This window comes from Terriglobia bacterium, assembly GCA_032252755.1.
GTDB lineage: Bacteria > Acidobacteriota > Terriglobia > Terriglobales > Acidobacteriaceae > JAVUPY01.
The window spans coordinates 12262-36107 of sequence record JAVUPY010000070.1 but is presented as its reverse complement, the minus strand read 5'-3'; the positions used below and the strand labels follow the sequence as shown (position 1 = coordinate 36107).

The 23846-nt window shown below is 58.6% G+C and carries 18 protein-coding genes; 8 read left to right on the top strand and 10 right to left on the bottom strand.

Going from position 1 to position 23846, the window contains the following annotated elements; all coding sequences use genetic code 11:
* The first annotated feature begins 9 nt into the window (after nt 1–9).
* From ROO76_17295 to ROO76_17285, 3 genes are all read left to right on the top strand, one after another.
* Nucleotides 10–1119, top strand: coding sequence for a mannose-1-phosphate guanylyltransferase (locus ROO76_17295; GenBank protein ID MDT8069921.1), 1110 nt, complete (start codon nt 10–12; stop codon nt 1117–1119).
* 24 nt (nt 1120–1143) lie between these two features.
* On the top strand, nt 1144–2589 hold the full coding sequence (locus tag ROO76_17290; GenBank protein MDT8069920.1) for a phosphoglucomutase/phosphomannomutase family protein: 1446 nt from the start codon (nt 1144–1146) through the stop codon (nt 2587–2589).
* Between the two features lie 145 nt (nt 2590–2734).
* Nucleotides 2735–3865 carry a M48 family metallopeptidase gene (locus tag ROO76_17285; GenBank protein ID MDT8069919.1) on the top strand — a complete coding sequence of 377 codons (1131 nt, stop codon included), beginning with the start codon at nt 2735–2737 and terminating at the stop codon, nt 3863–3865.
* Nucleotides 3866–3950: 85 nt separating this feature from the next.
* Here ROO76_17285 and kdsB read toward each other — a convergent pair whose 3' ends face one another.
* The 4 genes from kdsB to fusA form a co-directional block, all read right to left on the bottom strand.
* The gene (gene kdsB / locus ROO76_17280; GenBank protein MDT8069918.1) at nt 3951–4676 is read right to left on the bottom strand and encodes a 3-deoxy-manno-octulosonate cytidylyltransferase; all 726 of its coding nucleotides are present in this window, start codon (nt 4674–4676) and stop codon (nt 3951–3953) included.
* Between the two features lie 69 nt (nt 4677–4745).
* The gene (gene ruvB, locus ROO76_17275) at nt 4746–5786 is read right to left on the bottom strand and encodes a Holliday junction branch migration DNA helicase RuvB (protein ID MDT8069917.1); all 1041 of its coding nucleotides are present in this window, start codon (nt 5784–5786) and stop codon (nt 4746–4748) included.
* Between the two features lie 190 nt (nt 5787–5976).
* Complete coding sequence (locus ROO76_17270; GenBank protein ID MDT8069916.1) at nt 5977–6183, bottom strand: hypothetical protein; 207 nt, start codon at nt 6181–6183, stop codon at nt 5977–5979.
* Between the two features lie 212 nt (nt 6184–6395).
* Entirely contained in the window at nt 6396–8504 is a 2109-nt protein-coding gene (fusA, locus tag ROO76_17265) for an elongation factor G (GenBank protein MDT8069915.1), read from the bottom strand.
* Between the two features lie 465 nt (nt 8505–8969).
* On the opposite strand from fusA, the gene ROO76_17260 reads away from it, so the two are divergent.
* Complete coding sequence (locus ROO76_17260) at nt 8970–9809, top strand: thioredoxin domain-containing protein (protein MDT8069914.1); 840 nt, start codon at nt 8970–8972, stop codon at nt 9807–9809.
* 83 nt (nt 9810–9892) lie between these two features.
* Here the strand turns inward: ROO76_17260 and ROO76_17255 are convergent, their stop codons facing one another.
* Nucleotides 9893–10519 carry a SagB/ThcOx family dehydrogenase gene (locus ROO76_17255; protein ID MDT8069913.1) on the bottom strand — a complete coding sequence of 209 codons (627 nt, stop codon included), beginning with the start codon at nt 10517–10519 and terminating at the stop codon, nt 9893–9895.
* A 133-nt stretch (nt 10520–10652) separates the two neighbouring features.
* Nucleotides 10653–11114: a redoxin domain-containing protein gene (locus ROO76_17250; protein ID MDT8069912.1), complete on the bottom strand. Its 462-nt coding sequence runs from the start codon at nt 11112–11114 to the stop codon at nt 10653–10655.
* 242 nt (nt 11115–11356) lie between these two features.
* Between ROO76_17250 and ROO76_17245 the strand changes: the two genes are divergently transcribed.
* Nucleotides 11357–12268 carry a redoxin domain-containing protein gene (locus ROO76_17245; protein MDT8069911.1) on the top strand — a complete coding sequence of 304 codons (912 nt, stop codon included), beginning with the start codon at nt 11357–11359 and terminating at the stop codon, nt 12266–12268.
* 146 nt (nt 12269–12414) lie between these two features.
* Here the strand turns inward: ROO76_17245 and acnA are convergent, their stop codons facing one another.
* Together acnA and ROO76_17235 are read right to left on the bottom strand one after the other, a co-directional pair.
* Entirely contained in the window at nt 12415–15075 is a 2661-nt protein-coding gene (gene acnA, locus ROO76_17240; GenBank protein MDT8069910.1) for an aconitate hydratase AcnA, read from the bottom strand.
* Nucleotides 15076–15256: 181 nt separating this feature from the next.
* Nucleotides 15257–16591: an Nramp family divalent metal transporter gene (locus tag ROO76_17235; GenBank protein MDT8069909.1), complete on the bottom strand. Its 1335-nt coding sequence runs from the start codon at nt 16589–16591 to the stop codon at nt 15257–15259.
* 196 nt (nt 16592–16787) lie between these two features.
* Between ROO76_17235 and purD the strand changes: the two genes are divergently transcribed.
* From purD to ROO76_17220, 3 genes are all read left to right on the top strand, one after another.
* Nucleotides 16788–18059, top strand: coding sequence for a phosphoribosylamine--glycine ligase (purD, locus tag ROO76_17230; protein MDT8069908.1), 1272 nt, complete (start codon nt 16788–16790; stop codon nt 18057–18059).
* Between the two features lie 173 nt (nt 18060–18232).
* Nucleotides 18233–18736 carry a 5-(carboxyamino)imidazole ribonucleotide mutase gene (gene purE, locus ROO76_17225; protein ID MDT8069907.1) on the top strand — a complete coding sequence of 168 codons (504 nt, stop codon included), beginning with the start codon at nt 18233–18235 and terminating at the stop codon, nt 18734–18736.
* Nucleotides 18733–19221 (top strand): DinB family protein, encoded by a 489-nt coding sequence (locus ROO76_17220; protein ID MDT8069906.1) that lies wholly within the window; start codon nt 18733–18735, stop codon nt 19219–19221. The genes purE and ROO76_17220 overlap by 4 nt, the downstream gene beginning before the upstream one ends.
* A gap of 145 nt (nt 19222–19366) precedes the next feature.
* Here ROO76_17220 and galU read toward each other — a convergent pair whose 3' ends face one another.
* Entirely contained in the window at nt 19367–20245 is an 879-nt protein-coding gene (gene galU / locus ROO76_17215; GenBank protein MDT8069905.1) for a UTP--glucose-1-phosphate uridylyltransferase GalU, read from the bottom strand.
* A gap of 54 nt (nt 20246–20299) precedes the next feature.
* Complete coding sequence (mfd, locus tag ROO76_17210) at nt 20300–23842, bottom strand: transcription-repair coupling factor (GenBank protein ID MDT8069904.1); 3543 nt, start codon at nt 23840–23842, stop codon at nt 20300–20302.
* Between the last annotated feature and the right edge of the window lie 4 nt (nt 23843–23846).

Here is a 23846-nt window from a genome sequence, read left to right as displayed (position 1 = left end):
GGTTCGCCTGTGGCAAAAACTTCGACGCCGAAGTTTTATCCGGTTATCCTCGCGGGAGGCCGCGGAACACGTTTCTGGCCTCTCAGCCGCAAAAAGTTGGCAAAGCAACTTCTCCCGCTCAATAGCGAAAGCAAGACCATGATCCAGGAGACCGTCGAGCGCCTGCTTCCCGTCGCGCCCGCCGATCAATGCTGGATCATCACTAACTCCGATCTGCGCGAAAACATCCTTCGCCAGGTCAGGAAAATTCCGAAGAAGCAGGTCATCGCCGAACCCATTGGCCGCAACACAGCGCCCGCCATCGGGCTCGCCGCCTTCATCCTTCTTCATCGCGATCCCGACGCTATCCTCGGCCTCTTTCCTTCTGACCAGGCCATCACCGGCGAAAAGCAATTCCGTCGCGATCTCGAAACCGCCGTGAAGGTCGCCGCCGCCGGAGAAAACATCGTCGTCATGGGCATTAAGCCAACGCGCCCCGAAACCGGCTACGGTTACATCGAAACCGGCATGACTTCCAAAGACAAGGTCGTGCGCGTCCGCCGCTTTACGGAAAAGCCGCAACTGGAGATGGCAAAGCAATTCATTGAAACCGGGCGCTACTATTGGAACAGCGGCATGTTCGTCTGGGCCGCAAGCACGCTGGCAGCCGCGTTGTGCGAATACCTCCCGAACACTGCCAAGAACCTCGAAGAAATTGCCGCCACTTACGGCACCTCGAAATTCGAGAGCACTTTCAAGCGTCTATATCCCAAGTGCGACAACATCAGCGTGGACTACGGCATCATGGAACCTCGCTCCGCCCGTGGCGAGATGAACGCGAACATTTACTGCGTTCCCGCCGAATTCGCATGGAACGATCTCGGCAGTTGGGCCGCGCTCTTCGAGCACCACACGCGTGATCACTCGAAGAACGTCATGCGCGTTGACAACGATTTCCACCTCGACACCGAAGGGAACTACATTCACGCCCCAGGCAAATTCGTCGCTGCGGTCGGCGTCAAGAACCTCGTGGTTGTTGACACCGGTGACGCGCTGCTCATCACCACCCGCGAGCGCGCCCAGGATGTCGGTAAGATTGTGAAGTACCTTGATGAAAAAAAGTTAACCAAGCTCGTGTGAGCGCAGAACGGACTAATTCAATCAATGAGTGACGTAACCAGGATCAAATTCGGAACCGACGGTTGGCGTGGAGTCATCGCCGACGATTACACCTTTGAAAACGTGCGCGCCGTGGGCCGCGCCATCGCCTCTTACGTGCTGAAGAACGAGGACTGGAAAAAGGGACTCGTCGTCGGCTATGACACCCGCTTCGGCTCCAAACGTTTCGCTGAAGCCATCTCCGAGGAACTCGCCGCCGCGGGGCTGTGGATTCGCCTCGCCAACGACTACACCCCAACCCCCGCTATCTCCTACGCCGTCAAGAATCTCTCGGCCGCCGGCGGCGTCATGATCACCAGCAGTCACAACCCGTGGTCGTGGAACGGCGTGAAGTACAAGGGCTACTTCGGCGGTTCCGGCACCCCCGCGCAGATCAAGCAGATCGAGCAGGAACTCTATGCTGGCGCTGCGCCCAAGAATAGCGGCGGCAAAATCGAGACCATCGACTTCAAGGAAGCCTACGTTGCCGCCATCACAAAATTCGCCGACCTCAAATCCATCGCCAACGCGAACTTCTATTTCGCGCTTGATTGCATGTACGGCGCCGGACGCAACGTTCTTTCCGGAATTTTTGAGCCGCGTGGAATCCGCCATCTGCAAATCCGCGCCGAAGTAAACCCCCTCTTTCCCGGAATCAACCCTGAACCGATCGAACCTCACGTTCGCATGTTGCAGGACACCGTTGTCGCCGAGAAATGCGATGCCGGACTCGTCGTCGACGGCGACGCCGACCGCATTGGCGCCGTAGCCGGCGACGGCAGCTTCGTCGACGCCCACAAATGCTACGCGATCCTGCTCAAGTGGTTACTCGACAAGAAGGGTTGGCCCGGCGCCGTAACGCGCGCCTACAACACCACGCGCATGCTCGACCGCATCGCCAGGAAATACAACCGCGAGTTCATCGAGCACGGCATCGGTTTCAAGTACGTCACCGACGTCGTCATGAGCGGAAAAGAAGTTCTGATCGGCGGCGAAGAATCCGGCGGTATTGGCATACCACGCCATCTCCCTGAGCGCGACGGCATCCTCAACTCGCTGCTCATCGCCAATGCCATGGCCGACTACGGCAAGACTCTCAAGCAACTCGTCGACGACCTGCAGTCCGAGTTCGGTTCGCACTATTACGGTCGCCGCGACCTGCACATACCGGAAGAACTGAAGCAAGCCGCTCTCCGTCGTGCTGCCTCCGGCCCGAAGCAGATCGGGCAGTTCAAAGTCCTGAGTTCCGGAAATCTCGACGGCATCAAGTTTTTCCTCGACGCCCCAACGAACGGCAACGGCGCCGAAGCCTGGGTGCTTCTGCGCGCCTCCGGCACCGAACCCCTCATGCGCGTCTACAGCGAAGCGGCCTCGCCGGAACTTGTGCGGGCCATCTTGAAGGACGCGGAGGCGTTCGTCTTCGAAGGGGCGAAGCAGACAGCCCAGCATTAGTTCATCGGTACCCCACATCTGCCTCAGTCAGCAGATGTGGGTCCCTCCCGTTCTGCCCCCTGCCTTTCCCCGGGTCAAGGTGACGAACGTCCCCGTCCCATTCCGGCTTTGGCCTCACCGCCCCGATTCCGTAGAATGGAGTTGTATGTATTCCGCCGTCCCCATGGGCGACACCCCGGAGGCTCGACGCTACAACCGCATTACCCGCTTCCTCACCGTCGCGGACGCGGTTCTCGGCCTCGAGTTGATGCTCGTCCTATGGCTCTCTTCCGCCAGCAACACTCTGCGTGACCTTTCCTATACGCTGGGTTTCCAGAACTACACCTTCGCCCTCTTCGTCTACGTCCTCCTGCTTTCCCTACTCGGAAAGGTCCTCAGCCTGACTTTCGACTACTACTTATTCCGGCTCGATCGCGAATACCACCTGTCGACTCAGAGCCTGCGCGCATGGACATGGGATCAGGTCAAAGGATTTTTTGTCAGCTTTTTGATTTCGGCTCTTCTCGCTGAACTGCTCTATTTCTTTATTCGTGAATGGCCGCAGGCCTGGTGGCTCGTCTGTTGGGCAGTCTTCCTCGTGCTCTTCGTCGTCTTCGCCCAGATTGCCCCCATCGTACTTTTCCCGATCTTCTATCATTTCAAGCCTTTGGAGAACGAGGGTCTCCGCGAGCGCCTGACTCAACTCAGCAATCGAGCTGGGACCAAGGTGCGTGGTGTCTACGAATGGATGCTTTCGGAGAAGTCGAAGAAGGCCAACGCCGCGCTCACCGGACTCGGCAACACGCGGCGCATTATTATCGCGGACACCCTGCTCTCAAACTACAGCGATGACGAGATCGAAGCCGTCCTCGCCCACGAACTCGGCCATCACGTCCACAAGCACATTTTCAAGAGCATCGTCATGCAGGCCGCAGTCTCGTTCCTCGGCTTCTGGCTGTTGAAACTTGTCGTCCGCTACTCGTACCAGTCTGCCGACTGGTTTACGTCGCAGTATGACTTCGCGAACCTGCCGCTGATCGTCTTGGTGACAAGCGGACTCTCGCTGATATTGCTGCCCGCGCTCAACGCCTATTCCCGCTTCAACGAACGTCAGGCCGACCGCTACGCCTGGCGCAGCATCGCCTCCATCGAACCGTTCGTCACCGCCATGAATAAGCTCGCCGAACAGAATTTAGCCGAGCGCAACCCGCCACGCTGGGTAGAAATTCTCTTCAACTCGCATCCGCCAATAGGAAAAAGAGTCGCCGCCGCCGAAGCCTGGGCCGCCAAGAATTAGTAACCAGATTGAACCTGGGTGCCCCATCCTGGGCCTGCAGTTGGCTAGGGTGGGGTGGTTAGGTTGAAATGGCACACGCGTGAGCTTATCTACCCTGCTGCCTCAAAACTTCTTCCACCCTCTTCAAATCCTCTTCGGTATCCACGCCCACCGTATCGAACGGCGTCTCCGCCGCATGAATCGAAATTCCGTTTTCCAAAAATCTCAACTGCTCCAATCGTTCCGCCTCTTCCAGCCCCGAATGCGGCAAGTTAGGAAAGGCTTCGAGGGCGTCCTTGCGATATGCATAGAATCCAAGGTGCTTAAAGTATCGGATCACGCGGCCCCCATCGCGGTCATACGGAATCGTGGCTCGCGAGAAGTAGAGAGCCTTTCCACTGCGATCCACGACCACTTTCACCGCATTCGGATTGTTAACGTCGTGCTCAGGGCAAAGCGTCATCAACGTGCCTACCTGAACCTCTTCCCGCCTCATCAACTCAACCAAAGCCGTGATGTGCTCCGGTCTCGCAAGCGGCTCGTCACCCTGAACGTTGATGTAAACATCCGCAGCAATCTTCTGCGCGATCTCGCGAACCCGATCCGTTCCACTTTTGCACTCCGCCGAAGTCATCTCGACCTGCATCCCGAGCCGCTTTCCCAAACCCGCAATGTCCTCGGAATCGGTCGCGACCAGCACATCGGCGAGGCCGCTCGCGCGGGTGGCTTCGTAAACGCGCTGCACCATGGGTTTGCCCAGAATTTCACGGAGTGCTTTTCGCGGTAAGCGCGTGGAAGCGATGCGAGCGGGAATCACAGCCAGAATCTTCATAGTATGGTTTGGTGCTCCACATCTGCCGCAAGTCAGCAAATGTGGGAGTTAGCAGATGTGGGTTCAGCTCTAGAACAGCACGTTCTGTTTCCGCGGCGGAATCATGCCGAAATGCTCATACGCCAGCTGCGTCGCAACTCGCCCGCGCTGTGTCCGGTCCAGGAACCCGATCTGGATCAGGAACGGCTCATAGATTTCCTCGATCGCGTCCGCCTCTTCCGCCAGCGCCGCCGCCAGCGTGTTCAGCCCTACCGGGCCGCCCTGATATTTCTCGATGATCGTCAGCAGTAACCGCCGGTCGATTTCATCGAATCCATGCTTATCGACCTCGAGCATCTCTAGCGCTGCCTGCGCTGTGGCTTTGTCAATGTGTCCCGCTCCGCGCACCTGCGCATAATCCCGCACGCGCCGCAGCAACCGATTCGCAATGCGCGGTGTTCCGCGGCAGCGTGTAGCAATCTCCATCGCGCCCTCGTCGTCGATGGCGACGTTCAGAATCTCCGCCGAGCGCTTGATGATGAACGCCAGTTCTTCGGTCTTGTAGAACTCCAGCCGCAGCACGATCCCGAACCGCGATCGCAGCGGAGCCGACAACAGTCCCGCTCGCGTCGTCGCTCCGACAAACGTAAACGGCCTCACGTCTATCGTGTGGGTCCGCGCCGCCGGTCCCTGCCCAATGATGATGTCCAGCTTGTAATCTTCGAGCGCCGAATACAGCAACTCTTCCAGCGCCGGCTGCAACCGGTGCACTTCGTCGATGAACAGCACCTGCTTGTCGCGAACGTTGGTGAGGATCGCCGTCAGGTCGCCTTTGATCTGCAGTGTCGGCCCCGAGGTCTGCTGAAAGGCCGCGTTCATCTCGTTGGCAATGATGTTCGCCAGCGTCGTCTTGCCTAATCCCGGCGGGCCATAAAGCAGTACGTGGTCCAGCGGTTCATTGCGCGAACGCGCCGCTTCCAACGCAATCGACAGGTTGTCCTTGACCTTCTGCTGCCCGATGAACTCGCGCAGCATTCTTGGCCGCAGCTTCAGTTCAAAAGAAGCATCATCCTCGACGACAGCCGAGGACACAATCCGCTCGCGATCCGGGTTTTCCTTGGGCGATGCCACGCTTTTGGAATCGTAACGGGAATCCGGCGCGCTGACAATCTGTGGAATGCGAACCGCGGATTTTCGCGGAGTTACACGGATAATGAATCTTTAGGCAACAACGTCCGGAAGAGAGAGCCTGGTTCGTTGAAAAGAGGCATGAAAGACGCGGTGTTAATCCGCGTGCATCCTCGCTAATCCGTGGTTTGCGTCAGGCGATGCCGCGGGTCGAACCGAGATCCAGCAGGATTTCCTCGGATACTTTCTTGCCGTATTCGTATGTGGCCCTCACCACGCGAACATTCGAGGCACGATTACGAGCCACCTCGGTCGCAAGCTCTAACTCATGGAACGCCGCTACTAACTCCCATTTCTCGTCATGGAGTTGCAGGACTTCGAATTGCTCGAGGTGGGCCATTCAGTAGAGTGTATAGGCTGGTGTGCCGAACGGACGAGTTACTTCAGTTTTTCAACGACTCCACCAGCAACCTCCACCTGGGTTCCGCTGGGCGCATTCTCGAATGGGATGGAGCGAAATGAAATAGCGAAAGGACGCAAAGCTCGCGACAGTCCCAAGGACCTTCGCGCCCTCTGCGTCCTCTGCGTCCTCTGCGTTTATCTCTTGGGTTCTTACTCTTCTTCCTCTTCTGCGACCTCGCCCTTCGCGGCCTTCGCAGCTGTGATGATCTTTTCCGCCGCCTGCGCCGGAACGAAGTCGTAGTGATCCATTTCCATGTTGAAGCTGCCCCGGCCCTGCGTCATCGAAGTCAACTCCGTGCCGTAGCTCAACATCTCCGCCATCGGAACCTGGGCCTTTACGATTGTGTTGCCGCCCTTGTTCTCCATGCCCTGGATGCGTCCCCGCCGAGAGTTCAGGTCGCCCATGATTGCACCTGCAAACTCGTCGGGAATCGTGATCTCGACGTTCATGATCGGCTCCAGCAGCGCTGGTTTCGCCGCTTCCATGGCTTTCTTGAAGGCGATGCGCCCGGCCGTCTTGAACGAGAGCTCGTTGGAATCCACGTCGTGATAGCTTCCGTCGTAGAGCGTGACTTTGAAATCGACGACGGGATAGCCCGCGAGATACCCGCGTGCCGCCGCCTCGAGGATTCCTTTCTCGACCGCCGGAATGAAGTTCTTCGGGATCGCGCCACCAAAGATGTCGTTAATGAACTCGAACTGCGCGCCACGCGGCAACGGATCCATCTTGATCTTGCAATCGCCGAACTGCCCGTGACCGCCCGACTGCTTCTTGTGGCGTCCCTGCACATCCGCGTGCCCGCGAATCGTCTCGCGATAAGGCACCTTTGGAGCCTTTAGATTGACCTCGGTGCGGTACCGGTTCTTCAGCTTGCTGACAACGACTTCAATATGCTGCTGCCCGGTGCCCGCAATGAGGAATTCCTTCGTCTGTGGGTCGCGGAAGAAGCGCAGCATAGCATCTTCTTCCATCAGCTTTGCGATTCCTACGCCGAGTTTGTCTTCGTCGTTGCGGCTCTTCGGTTCGATCGCGAACGTAATCGCCGGTTCGGGGAAGGTCGCGGCAGGGAACTCAATCGGCGCACCCTTGTCCCCTAGCGTATCGCCCGTCAGCGTGTCCTTCAGCTTCGCAATGGCACCGATATCGCCGGCATGGAGTTCCGGAACCGGGATGGGCGCTTTGCCTTGCATGGTCGAGAGGTGAGCAAACTTTTCCGACGTCTGCCGCGTGAAGTTCTGCACCGTTGCCTCGTTCTTCAGCACTCCGCTGTACACCTTGAAGAACGAGATTCGTCCAGCGAACGGATCGCTGACCGTTTTAAAGACGTACAGAGATAGCGGTTCCGTGTCGTTCGTATGCCGCTCCGGCGGGCCGCCGTTTCCGCCGCTCGCCTTTCCATGAACCGTCTGGTGCTCGGTCGCATATGGCATGTACTCGACAACGAAGTCGAGCACCTCATCCGTGCCCATATTGCCCAGGCCCGACGCAAACAGCACCGGAAAGATCTTGTCTTCACGAATCGCGTTGTGAATCCCGCTGACGATGTGCTCTTCGCCGATCGTGCCCGTATTGAAGAACTCTTCCATCAGGGCATCGTCGCCTTCGGCAATCAGTTCCACCAGGCGCTCGTGCGCGGCTTTGGCTTCCTCAGCCATGTTGGCCGGAATGTCGCCGACCTTCGCCTTGCCGTTGCCGCCCATTTCGTAGGTGTAGGCCTTCATCTTCACCAGGTCGATCACCCCGGTGAAATTCTTCTCGCTGCCGATCGGCAACTGCACCGGAACGACGGTGCGCCCGAAAGTATTCGTTAGCGATTCCATCGCCCGGGCGAAGTCGGCGCGCTCGCGATCCATGCGGGTGCAAACGATCACCCGGGGCATCTCCAGCTTCGCCGCGTAGTTCCAGATGCGCTCGGTCACGACCTGCACGCCGCTGACGGCATCCACGACGACCAGGCAGGCCTCGACCGCCGGCATAACCTGCTCAGCCTCGTGGATGAACATGTTGAAGCCGGGAGTGTCCAGAATGTTGATCTTGGATTTACCCCACTCGGCCACCGCAAGCGTGGACGAGATCGTCATCTTGCGATTGATCTCTTCCTCGTCGTAGTCGGTTACGGTATTCCCCTCGTCCACGCGCCCAAGTCGCTGGGTGCCGCCGGCGGTGTAGAGCATGGCGGATACGAGGGAGGTTTTACCGGAGTGGGAGTGGCCTACCACAGCCACGTTGCGGATGTTTGCGCCTTCGTAAACCTTCACAGGAAGACTCCTCTATTGGCGCCATTCCGCTGCTCGCGCGCTTCGGCGCGGGCATTCATACGCAGAACGCAGTTGCGCGATCTGGCTCGTACAGACTGCCAAACCCATCTCGCGCTTGCGGCGCGTGCTGGGAACCCCGGCCGGGTGTGTTGGCCTACTCGCCAACGGAAAACCGGGGGCGGAAGGGCAGGTCGCCCGGCGCACTCGGTGCCTGCCGGACGGTGAGCTATGAAACAACCAAAAATGCTAACACAGAAGCACTCAGCAATCAGCAATCAGCGTTCAGTAGCCCCAGTCCCTGTGCAGTCCGACGGTTCTCTGTTTCGCACCACTGATCCTGACACCCTACCCTCCCCCCTCATACCCTGCACCTCTTTTGTGGCATACCCATGTAACCGAATGCTGAGTGCCGACTGCTGATCACTAAGCTCCCAATGCTAAGATATCGGGAGAGGAAATCTGTTAATGAACCGTACCCGCTGGATCGTCATCTCACTGCTCCTTGTGTTCGCGGCTGTTTGGATCGGCTGCCGCAACTCGGAGCCCAGCAATGCCTCTGCGGCGAGTTCTTCATCCGCGGCATCGGCGCCCGCCACCTCCGCCGCCACCCAGCCGGCTTCGCAACCAGCCTCGCAGCCCGCCGCCGATACCCAGGCCCCGAGCGCGGACGCGAGCTTTACTCCCCCTGTGGCAGGCCAGGGCAGCGATGCTTTGCCGCTCCGTCCGCCCAAGGGCTACAAGGTCGCGATCGTCGTCTTCGAAGACATGCAATGCCCCATGTGCGGCCACGATGAGCCTCTGTTGAAGGACGCCGAGAAGACCTACAAAATCCCGCTCATCCGCCACGACTTCCCGCTGCCCATGCACAACTGGTCCTTCCAGGCGCACATCCTTGCCCGCTACTTCGACACGAAGTCGAAGGACCTCGGCGAAGAATTCCGCCACTTCATCTTCACCAATCAGGCCAACATCACCCCGTTCAACCTGCGCAACGTTGCCGACCATTTTGCCGCCGACCACGGTACCAGCATCCCGTTTGCCGTGGATCCGACGGGGAAACTGAAGTCCGAAGTTCTCGCCGACTTCGCGCTCGGACAACGCGTCGGAGTTCAGCACACGCCGACCGTCTACATCGTGAGTGATACCCCGCAGGGCCCCTCGCGCCTCGAGGTCACCGATATGTCGCAGCTCTTCCAGCAAATCGACTCGACCATCAAACAGGCCGGCGGCACCACCGAAACCGCCGAAGCCACCGGCATCAAGCGTCCCACCCGCCGCCCGCCAACCAATAAGAACGCGCAATAATCGGAGCGCCGGCGCCTCGCCGGCCACCGTGAATCTAAACCCCACAGATTGTGGGGTTTTTTGTTGCGCGAAAACTTCTGAACCTACTTCTTCGGATACCCCACCGTCTGTGCCAGGATGATCTTCTGCTCTGGACGAAGCTTCATCACCTTAGCAAGAGCCGCCCGATCCACCGAACCCCGAACCACGCTCGCGAGTTTCTCCGACGCGCAGAACAGGTACACGTTCTGCGCAATAAATCCAGCATCTGACGCCGTGTACATCTCTCGGTCGGATCCCGAACCCACCCTGGACATATCCGACACGTAGATCAGGTTCACCGGCGCCTCCGCAACAAACGGCTGCGTCCCCGTCGCTCTTCGAACATCCTGTGCCAGCACGGGATCGAGCCGATTGGCTTTCGCGTCGTAGATGTACAATCCATCGCTCATCGCGACGTAAATTTCGATCTCCTGCCAATTCATTGCCGACGGCGCCGTCCGATGTCCATCCGGCCGATTCACCCCAAACGCCGCCCAGAGCAAATTGGAAAGCACTTGGGGTGACAGCTTATCTGGCGCGAAGTCCCGCGATGTTTTTCTCTCCTTGAGAACCTGCATCAAGGGGCGTCCGCCATCCATCTGTGGCGACGGCAAGATAATCGGTTTTAAGTCTTGGGCAAACAGCGCAACAGAGGTGAACAGCAGAACAAGGACGAATAACTTCCGCATGAATACCTCCCGGATAGGAGTTGAGAATGCAAAAACATTATCGGCCTCACCCTCATGTACAGCCACAAATAGATAAGGCAGAGGTTCTTCGCCCCCTGCCTGTTTGATTCTGTGTCTCTGTGGTGAGCAGGTTCTAGAGTTTCCTCAGAACCTCGAACGCTTCCTCGTTCTCCGGTTGCTCCCCAAGCTCATACAGCTTCGAAAAAACTATTTTGCCCTGCTTGTCGATAATGAAGATCGTCCGATCGTTGATTCCGGGGATTGGCGGCCCCTCGCGCAACGCGCCAAACTTTTTTGCCACTGCTCCGTGCGGATAAAAATCACTGCACAGTGGGAAATTCACCTTCCCAATCGACTTCTCCTGCCACGCTATATGACTGAAAATTGAGTCAACGCTTACGCCCACGACCTGGGCGTTGAAACCGGCGAATTTGTCCGCATCCGCGTCATACGCCGGCATCTGCGCGCTTCAAGTGGGTGTCCAGTCTGCAGGATAGAACGCCAGTAGAACGTTCTTCTTCCCTCGGTAATCGCTCAACTTAACCGTAACTTTTTCCGAACCTTTCACCGCTGGGAGTTCGAAGTCCGGCGCCATCTCACCAACTTTCAGTGGTGCCATCAATCCCCCTATCACATTGAATGAATGACTCTCGATTCTATTCGTGCGGTCTCATCCCGGGCAAGCAGCCCGGCTCGAACCGCAGGCGACGTCGTTATCTCGTACCTATTACCTCGAACCTCGTACCTGTTTTCAGGCAAACGCATCCCAGTTCCTCGCATCCCACCCCAACGGCTGATTGCAATCGTTTTGGCCTCAATCTCATCCCGGAGGCGCCCATGTTCGGCAGATCTCGATACAACTACGACGAATTCAAGAAGACGACCCTCACCAAGGAACTGGCGCGCCAATTCGGCGATGCCCCCGATCCCGGCGAACGCGCGCCCGACTTTGAACTCCGCACCGTCGACGGCGACAAAATCCGCCTCAGTGACTTCCGTGAGGAGAAGAATGTCGTCCTGACCTTCGGTTCCGCCACCTGTCCTCTCACCGCCGCCAGCATCAGCGGCCTGCGCGATCTATACGACGACTTCTCCGACGACGATGTCGAGTTCCTCTTCGTCTACGTGCGCGAGGCGCACCCCGGCGAGGAACTTCCGCCGCACCGCAAGATGAGCGACAAAGTCCGGGCTGGCGAACTACTGCGCGACGACGAAGATCTCGAAATGCCCATCCTCGTCGATGACCTGGGTGGCAAAGTTCATCGCAAGTACAGCGGACAGCCAAATCCGTCATTCCTGATCGACAAGAGCGGACGTGTCGCCTACCGACAACTTGCGACCGATCCCGCTGATCTCCGCGATGCTATCGAAGAACTCCTCGAACGACAGCGCGAACGCGGCGTCGATCACGCCATCGTTCACGGCGGCCAGGACGCTAGTATGCCCGCCATCCGCCCCATGGTTTACGCCCATCGCGCTCTTGAGCGTGGTGGCGAGCGCTCCATTCGCAACTTCCGCAACGAATTCGGAATCCCTGGCCGCATGGTCGTAGCCGGCGGACGCGTCGCCCGCCCCGTCGCCGACCACCCGGCAATAACCATTGCCAGCGTAGCCGCCGTCGCAGGTGTGCTTGGACTAGGTCTTTGGATCGGCAGCGAACTCCGCCAGCGCCGCTTTGCCCGCCGCCCCTACGAGTTTCCCCGGTACCGCCGCGGCAATCTCAACGATTATGAGGCCGTGGGAATTTAAAAAACCGACCCACCACAGAGGCACAGAGCCACAGAGATTTCGAATCAAAACTGGTCAGAAGAAAAGAGGGTGCGGATTCTCTCCGCACCCTCTTAGTTTTTGCAGTTATGCCTAGGTTCCTCTGTGTGCTCTGTGGTGAATCGATTCTAAAGGAGCTGCCGGACTACATACGTCAGAATTCCATCATTCTGGTAATACTGCGCTTCCTGGGGTGTGTCGATCCGTACGATAGCTTCGAACTCCTTCGCGCCGCCCTTTCCGGTCGCCCGCACTTTTACCTTCTTCCCCGGCGCGTAGTTCGCCAGCACATCACGCAGGCCGACAATGTCGTATACCTCTTCGCCGGTCAGCCCAAGTGTTTCGACGCTTTCGCCCGGCAGGAACTGCAGAGGTGCGATTCCCATGCCCACCAGGTTCGACCGGTGAATACGCTCAAAGCTCTCCGCGATCACCGCCCGGACGCCCTGCAGCTTCGGACCTTTCGCCGCCCAGTCGCGCGACGACCCCGAGCCATATTCCTTCCCGGCCAGGATGATCAGTGGCACGCCTTCCTGTTTGTAGCGCATCGCCGTATCGTAAATCGACATCTGCTCGTTCGACGGCAGGTGCCGCGTAAATCCACCTTCGACTTCCACCAACTTATTCCGCAACCGCACATTCGCAAACGTTCCGCGCATCATGACTTCATGGTTGCCGCGTCGCGATCCGTACGAGTTGAAGTCCCTCGGCTCGACTCCGTGCTCAATCAGGTATTTGCCCGCCGGACTGTTCGGCTTGATCGATCCCGCCGGAGAAATGTGATCGGTCGTAATGCTGTGCCCAAACACGCCCAGCACCCGCGCACCCTTGATCTCCGCGACCGTACCCGGCGTCTTTGCCATTCCCTCGAAGTACGGCGGGTTCTGTACGTACGTCGAATTCGCGTCCCACGTATAGGTATCGCCCTTAGGTACCGGCAGGCCCTGCCAGTTGGCGTCGCCCTTGAAGACATCGCCATAGCTCGAGTGGAACATCTCCGCCGTCACGCACGACTGAACCGCCGCATCCACTTCCGCCTGTGTCGGCCAAATGTCCTTCAGGTAAACCGCCTGCCCGTTCGAACCCTTCGCCAGCGGCTCGTTGTAGATGTCGAGATCTATCCGCCCCGCGATCGCGTACGCCACTACCAGCGGCGGAGACATCAGGTAATTCGCGCGCACCTCCGAGTTGATTCGTCCCTCGAAGTTGCGATTCCCGCTGAGCACCGACGCCACCACCAGGTCTTTCTCGCTCACCGCATCCGAAACTTCCTGCGGCAGCGGTCCCGAGTTGCCGATGCACGTCGTACACCCGTAACCCACCAGGTTGAACTTCAGCTTGTCGAGATACGTCTGCAGGCCCGCCTTCGCCAGGTATTCGGAAACAACTTTGGATCCGGGCGCCAGCGACGGCTTCACCCATGCCGGAACCGTCACGCCTTTCTCTACCGCCTTCTTCGCCAGCAGTCCTGCCGCCATCATCACCGAGGGATTCGATGTATTCGTGCAGCTCGTGATTGCCGCGATCACCACGCTGCCGTGCTTCAGGTTCTTCTTGATCTCGCTTCCGTTCGTCGAAGCCGCAGCCTGCTTCGCACCCGCCTTGATCAGCGAAGGTAGCGCTGCTTCAAACGACTTCTTCGCATCGCCTAGGAACACGCGATCCTGCGGACGCTTCGGCCCCGCAATCGAAGGCTGGACGGTGCCCATATCCAGAGAAAGCACATCCGTGTACTCCGCTTCGGGTGTGTTCTCCGTGTGGAACAGCCCCTGCTCCTTGCAGTACGCCTCAACCAGTTTGACCAGGTCTTCGCTTCGACCGCTGAGCCGCAGGTATCGCAGTGTCTCCGCATCGACGGGGAAGATGCCGCAAGTCGCACCATACTCGGGCGACATATTCGCAATCGTCGCACGATCCGCCAGCGGCAGGTCCTTCAACCCCGGTCCAAAGTACTCGACGAACTTTCCGACTACGCCGCGCTTGCGCAACATCTCCGTGATCGTGAGCACTAGGTCGGTTGCCGTAGCGCCCTCTTTCAGCTTGCCCGTCAGTCGCACGCCGATGACTTCCGGAATCAGCATCGAGATCGCCTGGCCCAGCATGGCCGCTTCGGCCTCGATCCCGCCGACGCCCCATCCCAGTACACCCAATCCGTTGATCATCGTCGTATGCGAATCCGTTCCCACCAGCGTGTCCGGATACGCCTGGTTGCCGGAGACGAACACAACACGCGCCAGGTATTCGAGGTTCACCTGGTGCACGATCCCCGTATCCGGCGGCACGATCGCGAAATTCTTGAATGCACCCTGCCCCCACCTTAGGAACGCATACCGTTCGCGATTGCGCTGGAACTCCAGTTCTGCATTGAGCTGAAATGCCTTCGGGCTGCCAAATTCATCCACCTGCACCGAGTGGTCGATCACCAACTCAGCCGGAACCAGCGGATTGATCTTCACCGCGTCTCCACCCAGCTTCTTAATCGCATCGCGCATTGCCGCCAGGTCCACCACCGCCGGTACGCCCGTGAAATCCTGCATCAGAACACGAGCAGGCATAAAGGCGATCTCGTTGTCGTAGGTCTTTTTGCCGCTCCACGTAGCCAGCGTCTTAATGGTTGCAGCCGTGACGTTCTTGCCGTCCTCGCGCCGCAAAAGGTTTTCCACCAGGATTCGTATCGAGTACGGCAACTTCGCCGTGCCGATGCCCTGCTTATCAAGCGCGTCAATGCGATAGATTTCGTATTCTTTATTGCCAACACGAAGAGTAGAGCGACTTCCAAAGGTATTCATGACAAAGCCTTCCATGAGTAGATGATTACGCCGTGGCCTACGAACTGGAGCGCCGGCGTCTAACCGGTCACGATACTGCGGAGAGCAAAGAACTAGTTTAGAACTTCAGTAGGGAAGAGGGCAAAATTTGGGAGCAACTCACTTGGCAGCAATGCACCTGAGGCATCGGGCTCTGCATTAATCAGTACCCCATCACCGTCTGCACCAGCAACCAAGCATTCAGCACTGCAATCAACACCGCCGCCGTCCACGCCAGGCTCTTCACAAACCACGAATTTACGAACTCGCCCATCTTCAGCTTTGAACTCGTGAACATCACCAGCGGGAACACCGCAAAGCTCAACTGGAAACTCAGAATCACCTGGCTGAAGATGATCAGTCGCGCCGTGCCGCTCTCGCCCCAATAGGCCGTCACGATCACCGTCGGAATAATCGCGATCAGCCGTGTAATCAACCGCCGCAGCCACGGCTTCACGCGAATGTTGATGAAGCCTTCCATCACGATCTGCCCGGCCAGTGTTCCCGTCAGCGTCGAATTCTGTCCCGAAGCCAGCAGCGCAATCGCAAAGATCCCGCTCGCCGCACCCACTCCAAGCAGCGGCGACAGCAGTTTGTAGGCATCCTGGATTTCCGCCACCTGGGTGTTGCCCGTGCGATAGAAAACCGACGCTGAGACGATCAATATCGCGGCATTGATAAAAAGCGCAAATGTCAGTGCCACCGCCGAGTCGATATTGCAGTACTTGATCGCCTCGCGCTTACCCGCCGGAGTCCGATCGAAGTCCCGCGTCTGCACAACCGCCGAGTGCAGGTAGAGATTGTGCGGCATCACCGTTGCCCCCAGGATGCCGATGCCGATGTACAGCATCTCCCGGTTGCGCACCAGGTCGATCGACGGAATCAGCAGGTTTCCCAAAATGCCCGCAAATTCCGGTCGCGAAAAGAAAATCTCCAGTCCAAAGCAGATGCCGATCGTTGCCACCAGCGTGACCACGATCGCCTCGATATAGCGAAATCCCTTGTTCTCGAGGAAGAGAATCAGCAGCACATCTGCGGCGGTAATGCACACGCCCCACAGCAGTGGAATATGAAACAGCAGTTGCAGCGCAATTGCCGACCCGATCACCTCGGCCAGGTCGCAAGCCGCAATCCCAATCTCCGCCAGTACCCACAGGAAAATCGACACCGGCCGGCTGAAGTGGTCGCGACACGCCTGCGCCAGGTCACGCCCTGTCACCACCCCCAACTTGATACACAGGCTCTGCAGCAAAATCGCCATCAGGTTCGACAGCATGATGACGAACAGCAGCGTGTAGTTGTAGCGTGATCCCGCCGCCAGGTCCGTCGCCCAGTTCCCCGGATCCATGTATCCCACGGCAACCAGGAACCCCGGCCCGGCAAACGCCACCAGCTTTCGCAGAAAACTCGGTGACCGTGGTATGGGAAGGCTCGAGTGAATCTCAGGGAGCGAGGGCGTCCGCGACTCCAATCGCCATGCACGCTCTTTGCTATCCATCGACGCTCCCGAAGGGTGTAATCACAAAGTGTAGCGCAACAATTCAAGCCCTGTGCGAATCGTGAATGGTGGATTGTGGATCGTGAACCCAAATCGTACCGCCCCACAATCCACCATCCACTGTTTTCCCCGTTTGACACTTCTCCCTACAATCCATACCCTTCCCTTGATGCTCCTCTCCGGGGAGCCCTCGACCATGAAAGTTCTCCTACTCGGCAGTGGCGGACGCGAACACGCGCTGGCTTGGAAACTCAAGCAGTCTCCGCGCGTCACCGAATTCTATTGCGCGCCCGGCAATGGCGGCATCTGCACCGACGCCCAATGCGTTTCCCTCGACCTCAAGTCCATCGACGCCATTCTCGAAGTCGCCAACCGCATTCGTCCCGATCTCACCGTCGTCGGCCCCGAATTGCCACTTACCCTCGGCGTTGTCGACGAGTTCCAGAAGCGCGAATGGCCCATCTTCGGCCCGACTGCCAAGGCCGCGCGCCTCGAATCGAGCAAATCCTTCGCCAAGGAATTCATGCAGCGCCATCACATTCCCACGGCGCACTATACCGTCTGCACCAGCGCTGCCGAAATCAAGAACGCCCTGAACCTCTTCAGCGCGCCAGTAGTCGTCAAGGCCGACGGCCTCGCCGCAGGGAAAGGCGTGGTCGTAGCGAAGAACAAGGACGAGGCGGCCCAGGTTGCCACCGAGATGCTCAGCGGCACCATGCTTGGCGAAGCCGGCCGCCGCATCATCTTCGAAGAGTGCCTGCAAGGCGAAGAACTCTCGTTTCTCGTGATGAGCGACGGAGAACGTGTCGTGCCGCTCGTCGCCGCCCAGGATCACAAGCGCGTCGGCGACGGCGACACTGGTCCGAACACGGGCGGCATGGGCGCCTACTCCACCCCGAACATCGTCGACGAAAAAATGAGCGAGTGGCTCATCTCGCACGTCGCCAAGCCGGTCGTCGCCGGAATGGCCGCCGAAGGCACACCCTACAAAGGCATCCTCTATTGTGGTCTGATGATGACAGCTCGAGGGCCCCAGGTACTCGAATTCAACTGTCGCTTCGGCGACCCCGAGACCCAGCCCATCCTCATGCGCCTCGAGAGTGATCTCGTCGACGCCATGGAAGCCAGCATCCAGGGCCGCGCCAGCGACGGCGACTTTCGCTGGAGCAATGATTCCACCGTCTGCGTCGTCTTAGCCTCCGGCGGTTACCCCGGCGCCTATGAAGCCGGAAAGAAGATCGAGGGCATTCGCGCCGCCGACGAAATGCCCGGCGTCAAGGTTTTCCACGCCGGAACAAGCGCTCGTGATGGCGGTTATTACACCGCCGGCGGCCGCGTGCTCGGCGTCACCGCCCGCGCTGCTGACCTGCGTGCCGCCGTTGATTTAGCATATAAGGCTGTGGGGCAAATCCGTTTCGAAGGCATGCATTACCGCCGCGACATAGCGGGACGGGGATTAAAAAAATAACAATCAGCCATCAGCACTCGGCATTCAGTCGGTGCGAGGTGCAGTAAACCGACATCGGGCGAAGGCACTCGTTAATGCGTTCCGCTTTGCTCCGGCATCTCGTATCCCGGTACGCGGTATCCGGTACCCCACTCCACTGAATGCTGATTGCTGGCAACTTTCAAGGAGTCCTAATGAACCCTCTCGTTTCCATCGTCATGGGCAGTGATAGCGATCTTGAAATCATGAACGAAGCCGCCAAGCCGCTCGAAGAGTTCGGCATCCCCTACGAGATCGATATCTCCTCCGCCCATCGCTCTCCAGCGCGCACCAGCGAATACTCCCGTAATGCCGAAAAGCGTGGCCTCAAGGTCATCATCGCCGGTGCTGGCGGAGCAGCTCATCTCGCCGGAGTAATCGCCGCCGAAACCACGCTTCCCGTCATCGCCGTCCCTATTGCCTCTACGCCGCTCAACGGACTCGACTCTCTGCTCGCCATGGTGCAGATGCCAGCCGGTATTCCTGTTGCCACGGTCGCCATTGGCAAGGCCGGAGCCACCAACGCCGGCATCCTCGCCGCGCAGATGATCGCCCTCAGCGATGCCGACGTTGCCAAAAAACTCCACGCTCACAAGGAAAAACTCGCGAAAGGTGTCGAAGCCAAATCGCAGAAGTTGAAAGAATCGAGAAAGAAATGAGCGCCGCAAGCATCGACTTCCAGACTCTGCTCGCCTACAATCATGCCGACGCGGAGCGCTGGCACGCTTTCTTCGTCCAACATCCGGATGCTCTGGAGATCGAGGTGGGTGGGAAGATGCCGAGAGTCCGCAACCTCATCGCCCATATCTGCGAGGTGGAAGCCTTCTTCGCTTCTGAACTGAATGCACCCGGTGCAGCCAGTTACGTTCAACTCAACCCCGACTCGCTTGACGAAATGTTTGCCAAGCACGAGGAAGCTCACGGCCTTGCAACCCGTTTCGTCGAGTCCGCAACCGAGGATGACATGCAGAAGATGCACAGTTTTCCGCGCCGCCCGGAGTACAAGTTTTCATCGCGGAAGCTGCTCGCCCAATTCATCTGGCACGGCATCAACCATTGGGGCCAGATCGCAATGCTCGTCCGCCGCGCCGGCCTCGAAACCGGCCCCCCTCACGACATCATCATCAGCACCGTCCTGCAATAAGACCGATTCACCACAGAGACGTAGAGGCACAGAGTTTTTGATTCATAACTGCAAAAGAAATCGGGTGCGGAACTCTGTCTCCGCACCCTGAAGTTATTGGCTTTTATGATTCGGATCCTCTGTGCCTCTGTGTCTCTGTGGTGAATCAAAGCTTTAAGGTTTTCAGATACTCTCTCATCGCCCCACCCAGGTCCGGCCTTTTCAGCGCGAATTCCACCGTCGCCTTCAGGAATCCCAGTTTGTCCCCGGTATCATGCCGCTTTCCCTCAAAGGTGAAGCCATAAATCTTTTCCGACTTCAGCAGTTCCCTCATGCCATCCGTCAGTTGCAACTCGCCGCCTTTGCCCGCCGGAGTCCGCTCCAGGCATTCGAAGATCCGCGGCGTCAGAATGTAACGCCCGATGATCGCCAGGTTTGACGGCGCATCTTCCTGCTTCGGCTTCTCGACCATCCCCTTTATCTCGAACAGCCGTCCCTGCCACTTGCCGGCCACCGGCTTCGCATCGATAACGCCATACGCCGAGATATTCGGCCCTTCGACCACCTGCGTCGCAATCACCGACGCCCCCGTTTCTTCATGCACTCGTCGCATCTGTTCCAGGCACGGAACCTCGGCATCGATTACGTCGTCTGCCAGCAGCACTCCGAAGGGCTCGTTGCCGACCATGTCCTTCGCCATCAGCACCGCGTGTCCCAGTCCGAGCGCCTCCTTCTGCCGCACATAGCAGACGCGCACCATGTCGCTGATCTGTTTCACGATCGTCAACAGGTCATTCTTGCCGCGCTCCTCCAGCATCTTCTCGAGTTCGTAGCTGACGTCGAAATGGTCTTCGATCGCATTCTTGCCGCGCCCGGTCACGATGATGATCTGGTCGCAGCCCGAGGCCATCGCTTCCTCAACCCCATACTGAATGATCGGTTTGTCCACCAGCGGCAGCATCTCTTTCGGCTGCGCCTTGGTAGCGGGAAGAAATCGCGTACCTAATCCTGCCGCGGGAAAAACAGCCTTGCGAAGTTTTGTCATGAGCTCTCTTGAAACGTATCAGTGTAGTCTTTCCGCCAGCCGCCAGCCACGGCTTTACTGCACTGCAATTTCCGCCTGAGCTAATTGTGCCAGCAATTCTCGCAGCCCGCGCAGAATCGCCTCGGGACTCGCGGCCTTCAGCGTGAATTTCAAAATGCCCTGTGGCGTAAACTGCGCCCCTTTGTTGCGCGAAACAAACTGCGCGAGCTTTCCCGGATCGATCTCCGCCTTCTCTCCGAAGCGAATATTTACGAGGTCCCGCTTCCTCTCGATCCCGACCACTCCCAGCCGTTGGCAAATCAACTTCAGCGAAGCATAATCCAGCAGCGTTCGCACCGGCGCCGGAGGCTCGCCATACCGGTCGCTCAACTCGCCGCTCACGTCCGCGAGTTGCGCTTCGCTTTCCACGCCTGCTATGCGCTTATACATCCGCAACCGTTGGTTCTCTTCCGTGATGTAATCCGCAGGAATGCGAATGTTGAGTCCGAGGTTGAGTTGCGTCTCAGCCTCTTCCGGTGCCACCTCGCCCTTAATCTCGCGAACCGTGCGCTCCAGCATCTGCGTATACAGCTCAAACCCGATCGCTTCAATGTGCCCACTCTGCTCGCCACCAAGCAAATTGCCAGCCCCGCGTAATTCCAAATCCAGTGCCGCGATCTTAAACCCCGCACCAAGGTCGCTGAATTCTTTCAGCGCCGCAAGTCTCCGCCGTGCCAGGTCCGTTAAATCGCGATCGTGCGGAATCAGCAGGTAGGCATATGCGCGCCGGTTCGAGCGTCCCACGCGCCCGCGCAACTGGTAAAGCTCGCTCAATCCGTGCCGGTCGGCCCGGTTAATAATGATCGTATTGCAGAGCGGGATGTCCAGCCCGTTCTCGATGATCGTCGTCGCCACCAGTATGTCGGCTTCATGCCGCATGAACGCCAGCATGATCTTCTCAAGGTCGCCTTCGCTCATCTGCCCGTGGCCAACAAGAATTCTCGCGCGCGGTACCAGCTCACGAATCTTCGCCGAAATGTCGTAGATCGAGTCCACGCGGTTGTGCACGAAGTACACTTGCCCGCCGCGTTCCAGTTCCTGCTCAATCGACGCGCGAATCAGCTTCTCATCCCACGCCGCCACCACCGTCTGGATCGCCATGCGATCCTTCGGCGGCGTCTCGATAACGCTCATGTCGCGCAATCCAACCAGCGACATGTGCAGCGTCCGCGGAATCGGCGTCGCCGACATCGTCAGTACATCCACTTCGCGCTTCAGTTGCTTCAGCCGCTCCTTGTGCCGAACTCCAAACCGCTGCTCCTCATCGACGACCACCAGCCCGAGGTCAGGAAACTTAATGTCCTTCGAGAGCACTCGGTGCGTTCCGATCAAAATGTCGACCTTCCCGGTCTCAACCCTCTCGACGATTTCCCTCTGCTGCTTCGCCGTCCGGAAGCGGCTGATCATCTCGATCTTTACCGGGAACGCCGCGAATCGCCCCTTGAAGGTTTCAAAGTGCTGGAACGCCAGAACCGTCGTGGGTGCCAGCACCGCAACCTGCTTGTTGTCGCTGACGGCCTTGAACGCCGCCCGCATCGCGACTTCGGTCTTGCCGTATCCCACGTCGCCGCATAGCAGCCGATCCATCGGCTGCGTCGATTCCATGTCACGCTTCACGTCCCCAATTGCGTAAAGCTGATCATCCGTCTCGCTGTACTCGAACCCATCTTCAAATTCCCGTTGCCATTCCGTATCCGCCGAATACGAGAATCCCTGCGCCATCTTTCTCTGCGCATAAAGCTTCAACAACTCGTCGGCCATGTCCTGCATGGCCTTCTTGACACGCGCCTTGGTCTTCGCCCACTGCTGAGTACCCAGTCGCGAGAGCGCCGGCCTTACACCTTCCTGCGAGCGATACTTCTGCACGAGATCCAACCGCGTCAGCGGTACATACAGCCGCGCACTCTCGGCGTACTCCAGTTGCATCAACTCAGCCGTCGAGCCATCCGGCTGCGCGATCTCTTTCAGCCCGCGATACTGTCCGATTCCATGCTCGATATGTACCACGTAATCCCCAACCGCGAGGTCCCGGAAGTCCGAGAGAAACGCCGCCGTCTTCGACTTCTGCTTCGCCGGCCGCGAGACCATTGCATCCGATTCGTCGAACAGATCTCCCGAGCCGAACAGGACGAAATTGCTCTCCGGCAGTGCTACCCCCGCCGGCACAAACGCCCGCACCAGTGTTGTCGCCGTCAGGTCCTCGGCGAAATACCCGGCCTCATCCGCATATGTTCCCGCCGCCGCACGCGACGTTCGGCTGCCCAGCCGGAACGGCACGTTGTACTCATTGAAGATGTCAGCCATGCGCTCGAGTTCGCCCGTGCTCCCCGCCGCTACCAGCACGCGCTTGTTCTCCGCCGCCAGCTTCTGAATCTCCTCGAGCATTGCCGGAACTGTCCCATGGAACCGCGTCGTCGTCTGAGTCGTGAACGCGAATTCCTCGCGCTCCTCGCCTCTCGCAATCCCCAACTGCTCGATATCCGCTCCCGGAATTGCTTCGACCCGCCGCTTCCAATCCTCTGGCGGCATGTACAACTCTTCCGGTCGAACCAGGTTCCCGACGCCGCTCGTCTCGTGCGCATCGGTCAGCCTCTCCCACCATCCATCGAAGTCGCGCTCAATCCGCTCCGGTTCATCGACGAACACCCGCGCCCTCGGCATCAGGTCGAAGATCGTTTGCTCCGCACCCGCAACCGGCGCATAGAACTCCCATCCCGGAAACACGGTCGCCCCGCCGCTCTTTACCGCCTCGGCAATGACCTCTTCTGAACCCTCAATTCGCTGTCCCGAAAGCCGCGCATGAATCGCACCCAGGATCTCTTCCGTAACCGGAGTCTCCGTCAGCGGCAACAAGACGATTTCATCGCGATCCGAAGCCGCAATCGACCTTTGCGTCTCGGGGTCGAATTTCCGGATCGATTCAACCTCGTCGCCGAAAAACTCCACACGCAGCGGCCGATCCGCCTCCGGCGGATACACATCGAAGATCCCACCGCGCAGCGCGTAATCTCCCGGCATTTCGACGACATCGACGGAGTTGTACCCAACCACATTCAGGTGCTGAACGAGGGCCTCGAGGTCGACCGACTCCGTCCGCCTTAACGTTCGCGCCAGGTTCGCATAGAACTCGTTATCCCGCAGCCGCGTGCTGCTCGACGCAAACGGCACCACCACAATCGACACCGCACCGGTCGCGACCCGCCACAGCGTTCGCGCCCGCGCTTCCTGGATTTCCGGGTGAGGGGAAAGGTTCTCGAACGGAAGTACATCGCGTGCGGGTAGATACGCCACCGCGTCCGGATCGCACGCTCCCGTCAATTCGCAAAAGCTCTGCAGAACCGGCATTAACTCCTCCGCCACGCGGTTGTCGGCGACAACAAGAATGGTGGGATGTCCAGAAGCCCGGGTCAGCAGTGGATACAGCAGCGCCTTCGCCGTAGGTGTCAGTCCGGACACACGTATACGCCCCGTGCCGCCTTTCAGGAGGCTAGCTGCACGCGTAAAGGTCCCAGACTTCTCTACCTCCGCGAACAGGTCGCGGACGAAGGGCAAAACCATCATT

Excerpts from the sequence above, each read along its gene's own strand:
- acnA (MDT8069910.1), bottom strand. The coding sequence starts at position 15,075 with ATGAATACCTTTGGAAGTCGCTCTACTCTTCGTGTTGGCAATAAAGAA.
- ROO76_17245 (MDT8069911.1), top strand. The coding sequence starts at position 11,357 with ATGTTCGGCAGATCTCGATACAACTACGACGAATTCAAGAAGACGACC.
- ROO76_17255 (MDT8069913.1), bottom strand. The coding sequence starts at position 10,519 with ATGCGGAAGTTATTCGTCCTTGTTCTGCTGTTCACCTCTGTTGCGCTG.
- ROO76_17220 (MDT8069906.1), top strand. The coding sequence starts at position 18,733 with ATGAGCGCCGCAAGCATCGACTTCCAGACTCTGCTCGCCTACAATCAT.
- ROO76_17235 (MDT8069909.1), bottom strand. The coding sequence starts at position 16,591 with ATGGATAGCAAAGAGCGTGCATGGCGATTGGAGTCGCGGACGCCCTCG.
- ROO76_17285 (MDT8069919.1), top strand. The coding sequence starts at position 2,735 with ATGTATTCCGCCGTCCCCATGGGCGACACCCCGGAGGCTCGACGCTAC.
- purE (MDT8069907.1), top strand. The coding sequence starts at position 18,233 with ATGAACCCTCTCGTTTCCATCGTCATGGGCAGTGATAGCGATCTTGAA.
- ROO76_17260 (MDT8069914.1), top strand. The coding sequence starts at position 8,970 with ATGAACCGTACCCGCTGGATCGTCATCTCACTGCTCCTTGTGTTCGCG.
- ROO76_17290 (MDT8069920.1), top strand. The coding sequence starts at position 1,144 with ATGAGTGACGTAACCAGGATCAAATTCGGAACCGACGGTTGGCGTGGA.
- ROO76_17270 (MDT8069916.1), bottom strand. The coding sequence starts at position 6,183 with ATGGCCCACCTCGAGCAATTCGAAGTCCTGCAACTCCATGACGAGAAA.
- galU (MDT8069905.1), bottom strand. The coding sequence starts at position 20,245 with ATGACAAAACTTCGCAAGGCTGTTTTTCCCGCGGCAGGATTAGGTACG.
- mfd (MDT8069904.1), bottom strand. The coding sequence starts at position 23,842 with ATGGTTTTGCCCTTCGTCCGCGACCTGTTCGCGGAGGTAGAGAAGTCT.
- kdsB (MDT8069918.1), bottom strand. The coding sequence starts at position 4,676 with ATGAAGATTCTGGCTGTGATTCCCGCTCGCATCGCTTCCACGCGCTTA.
- purD (MDT8069908.1), top strand. The coding sequence starts at position 16,788 with ATGAAAGTTCTCCTACTCGGCAGTGGCGGACGCGAACACGCGCTGGCT.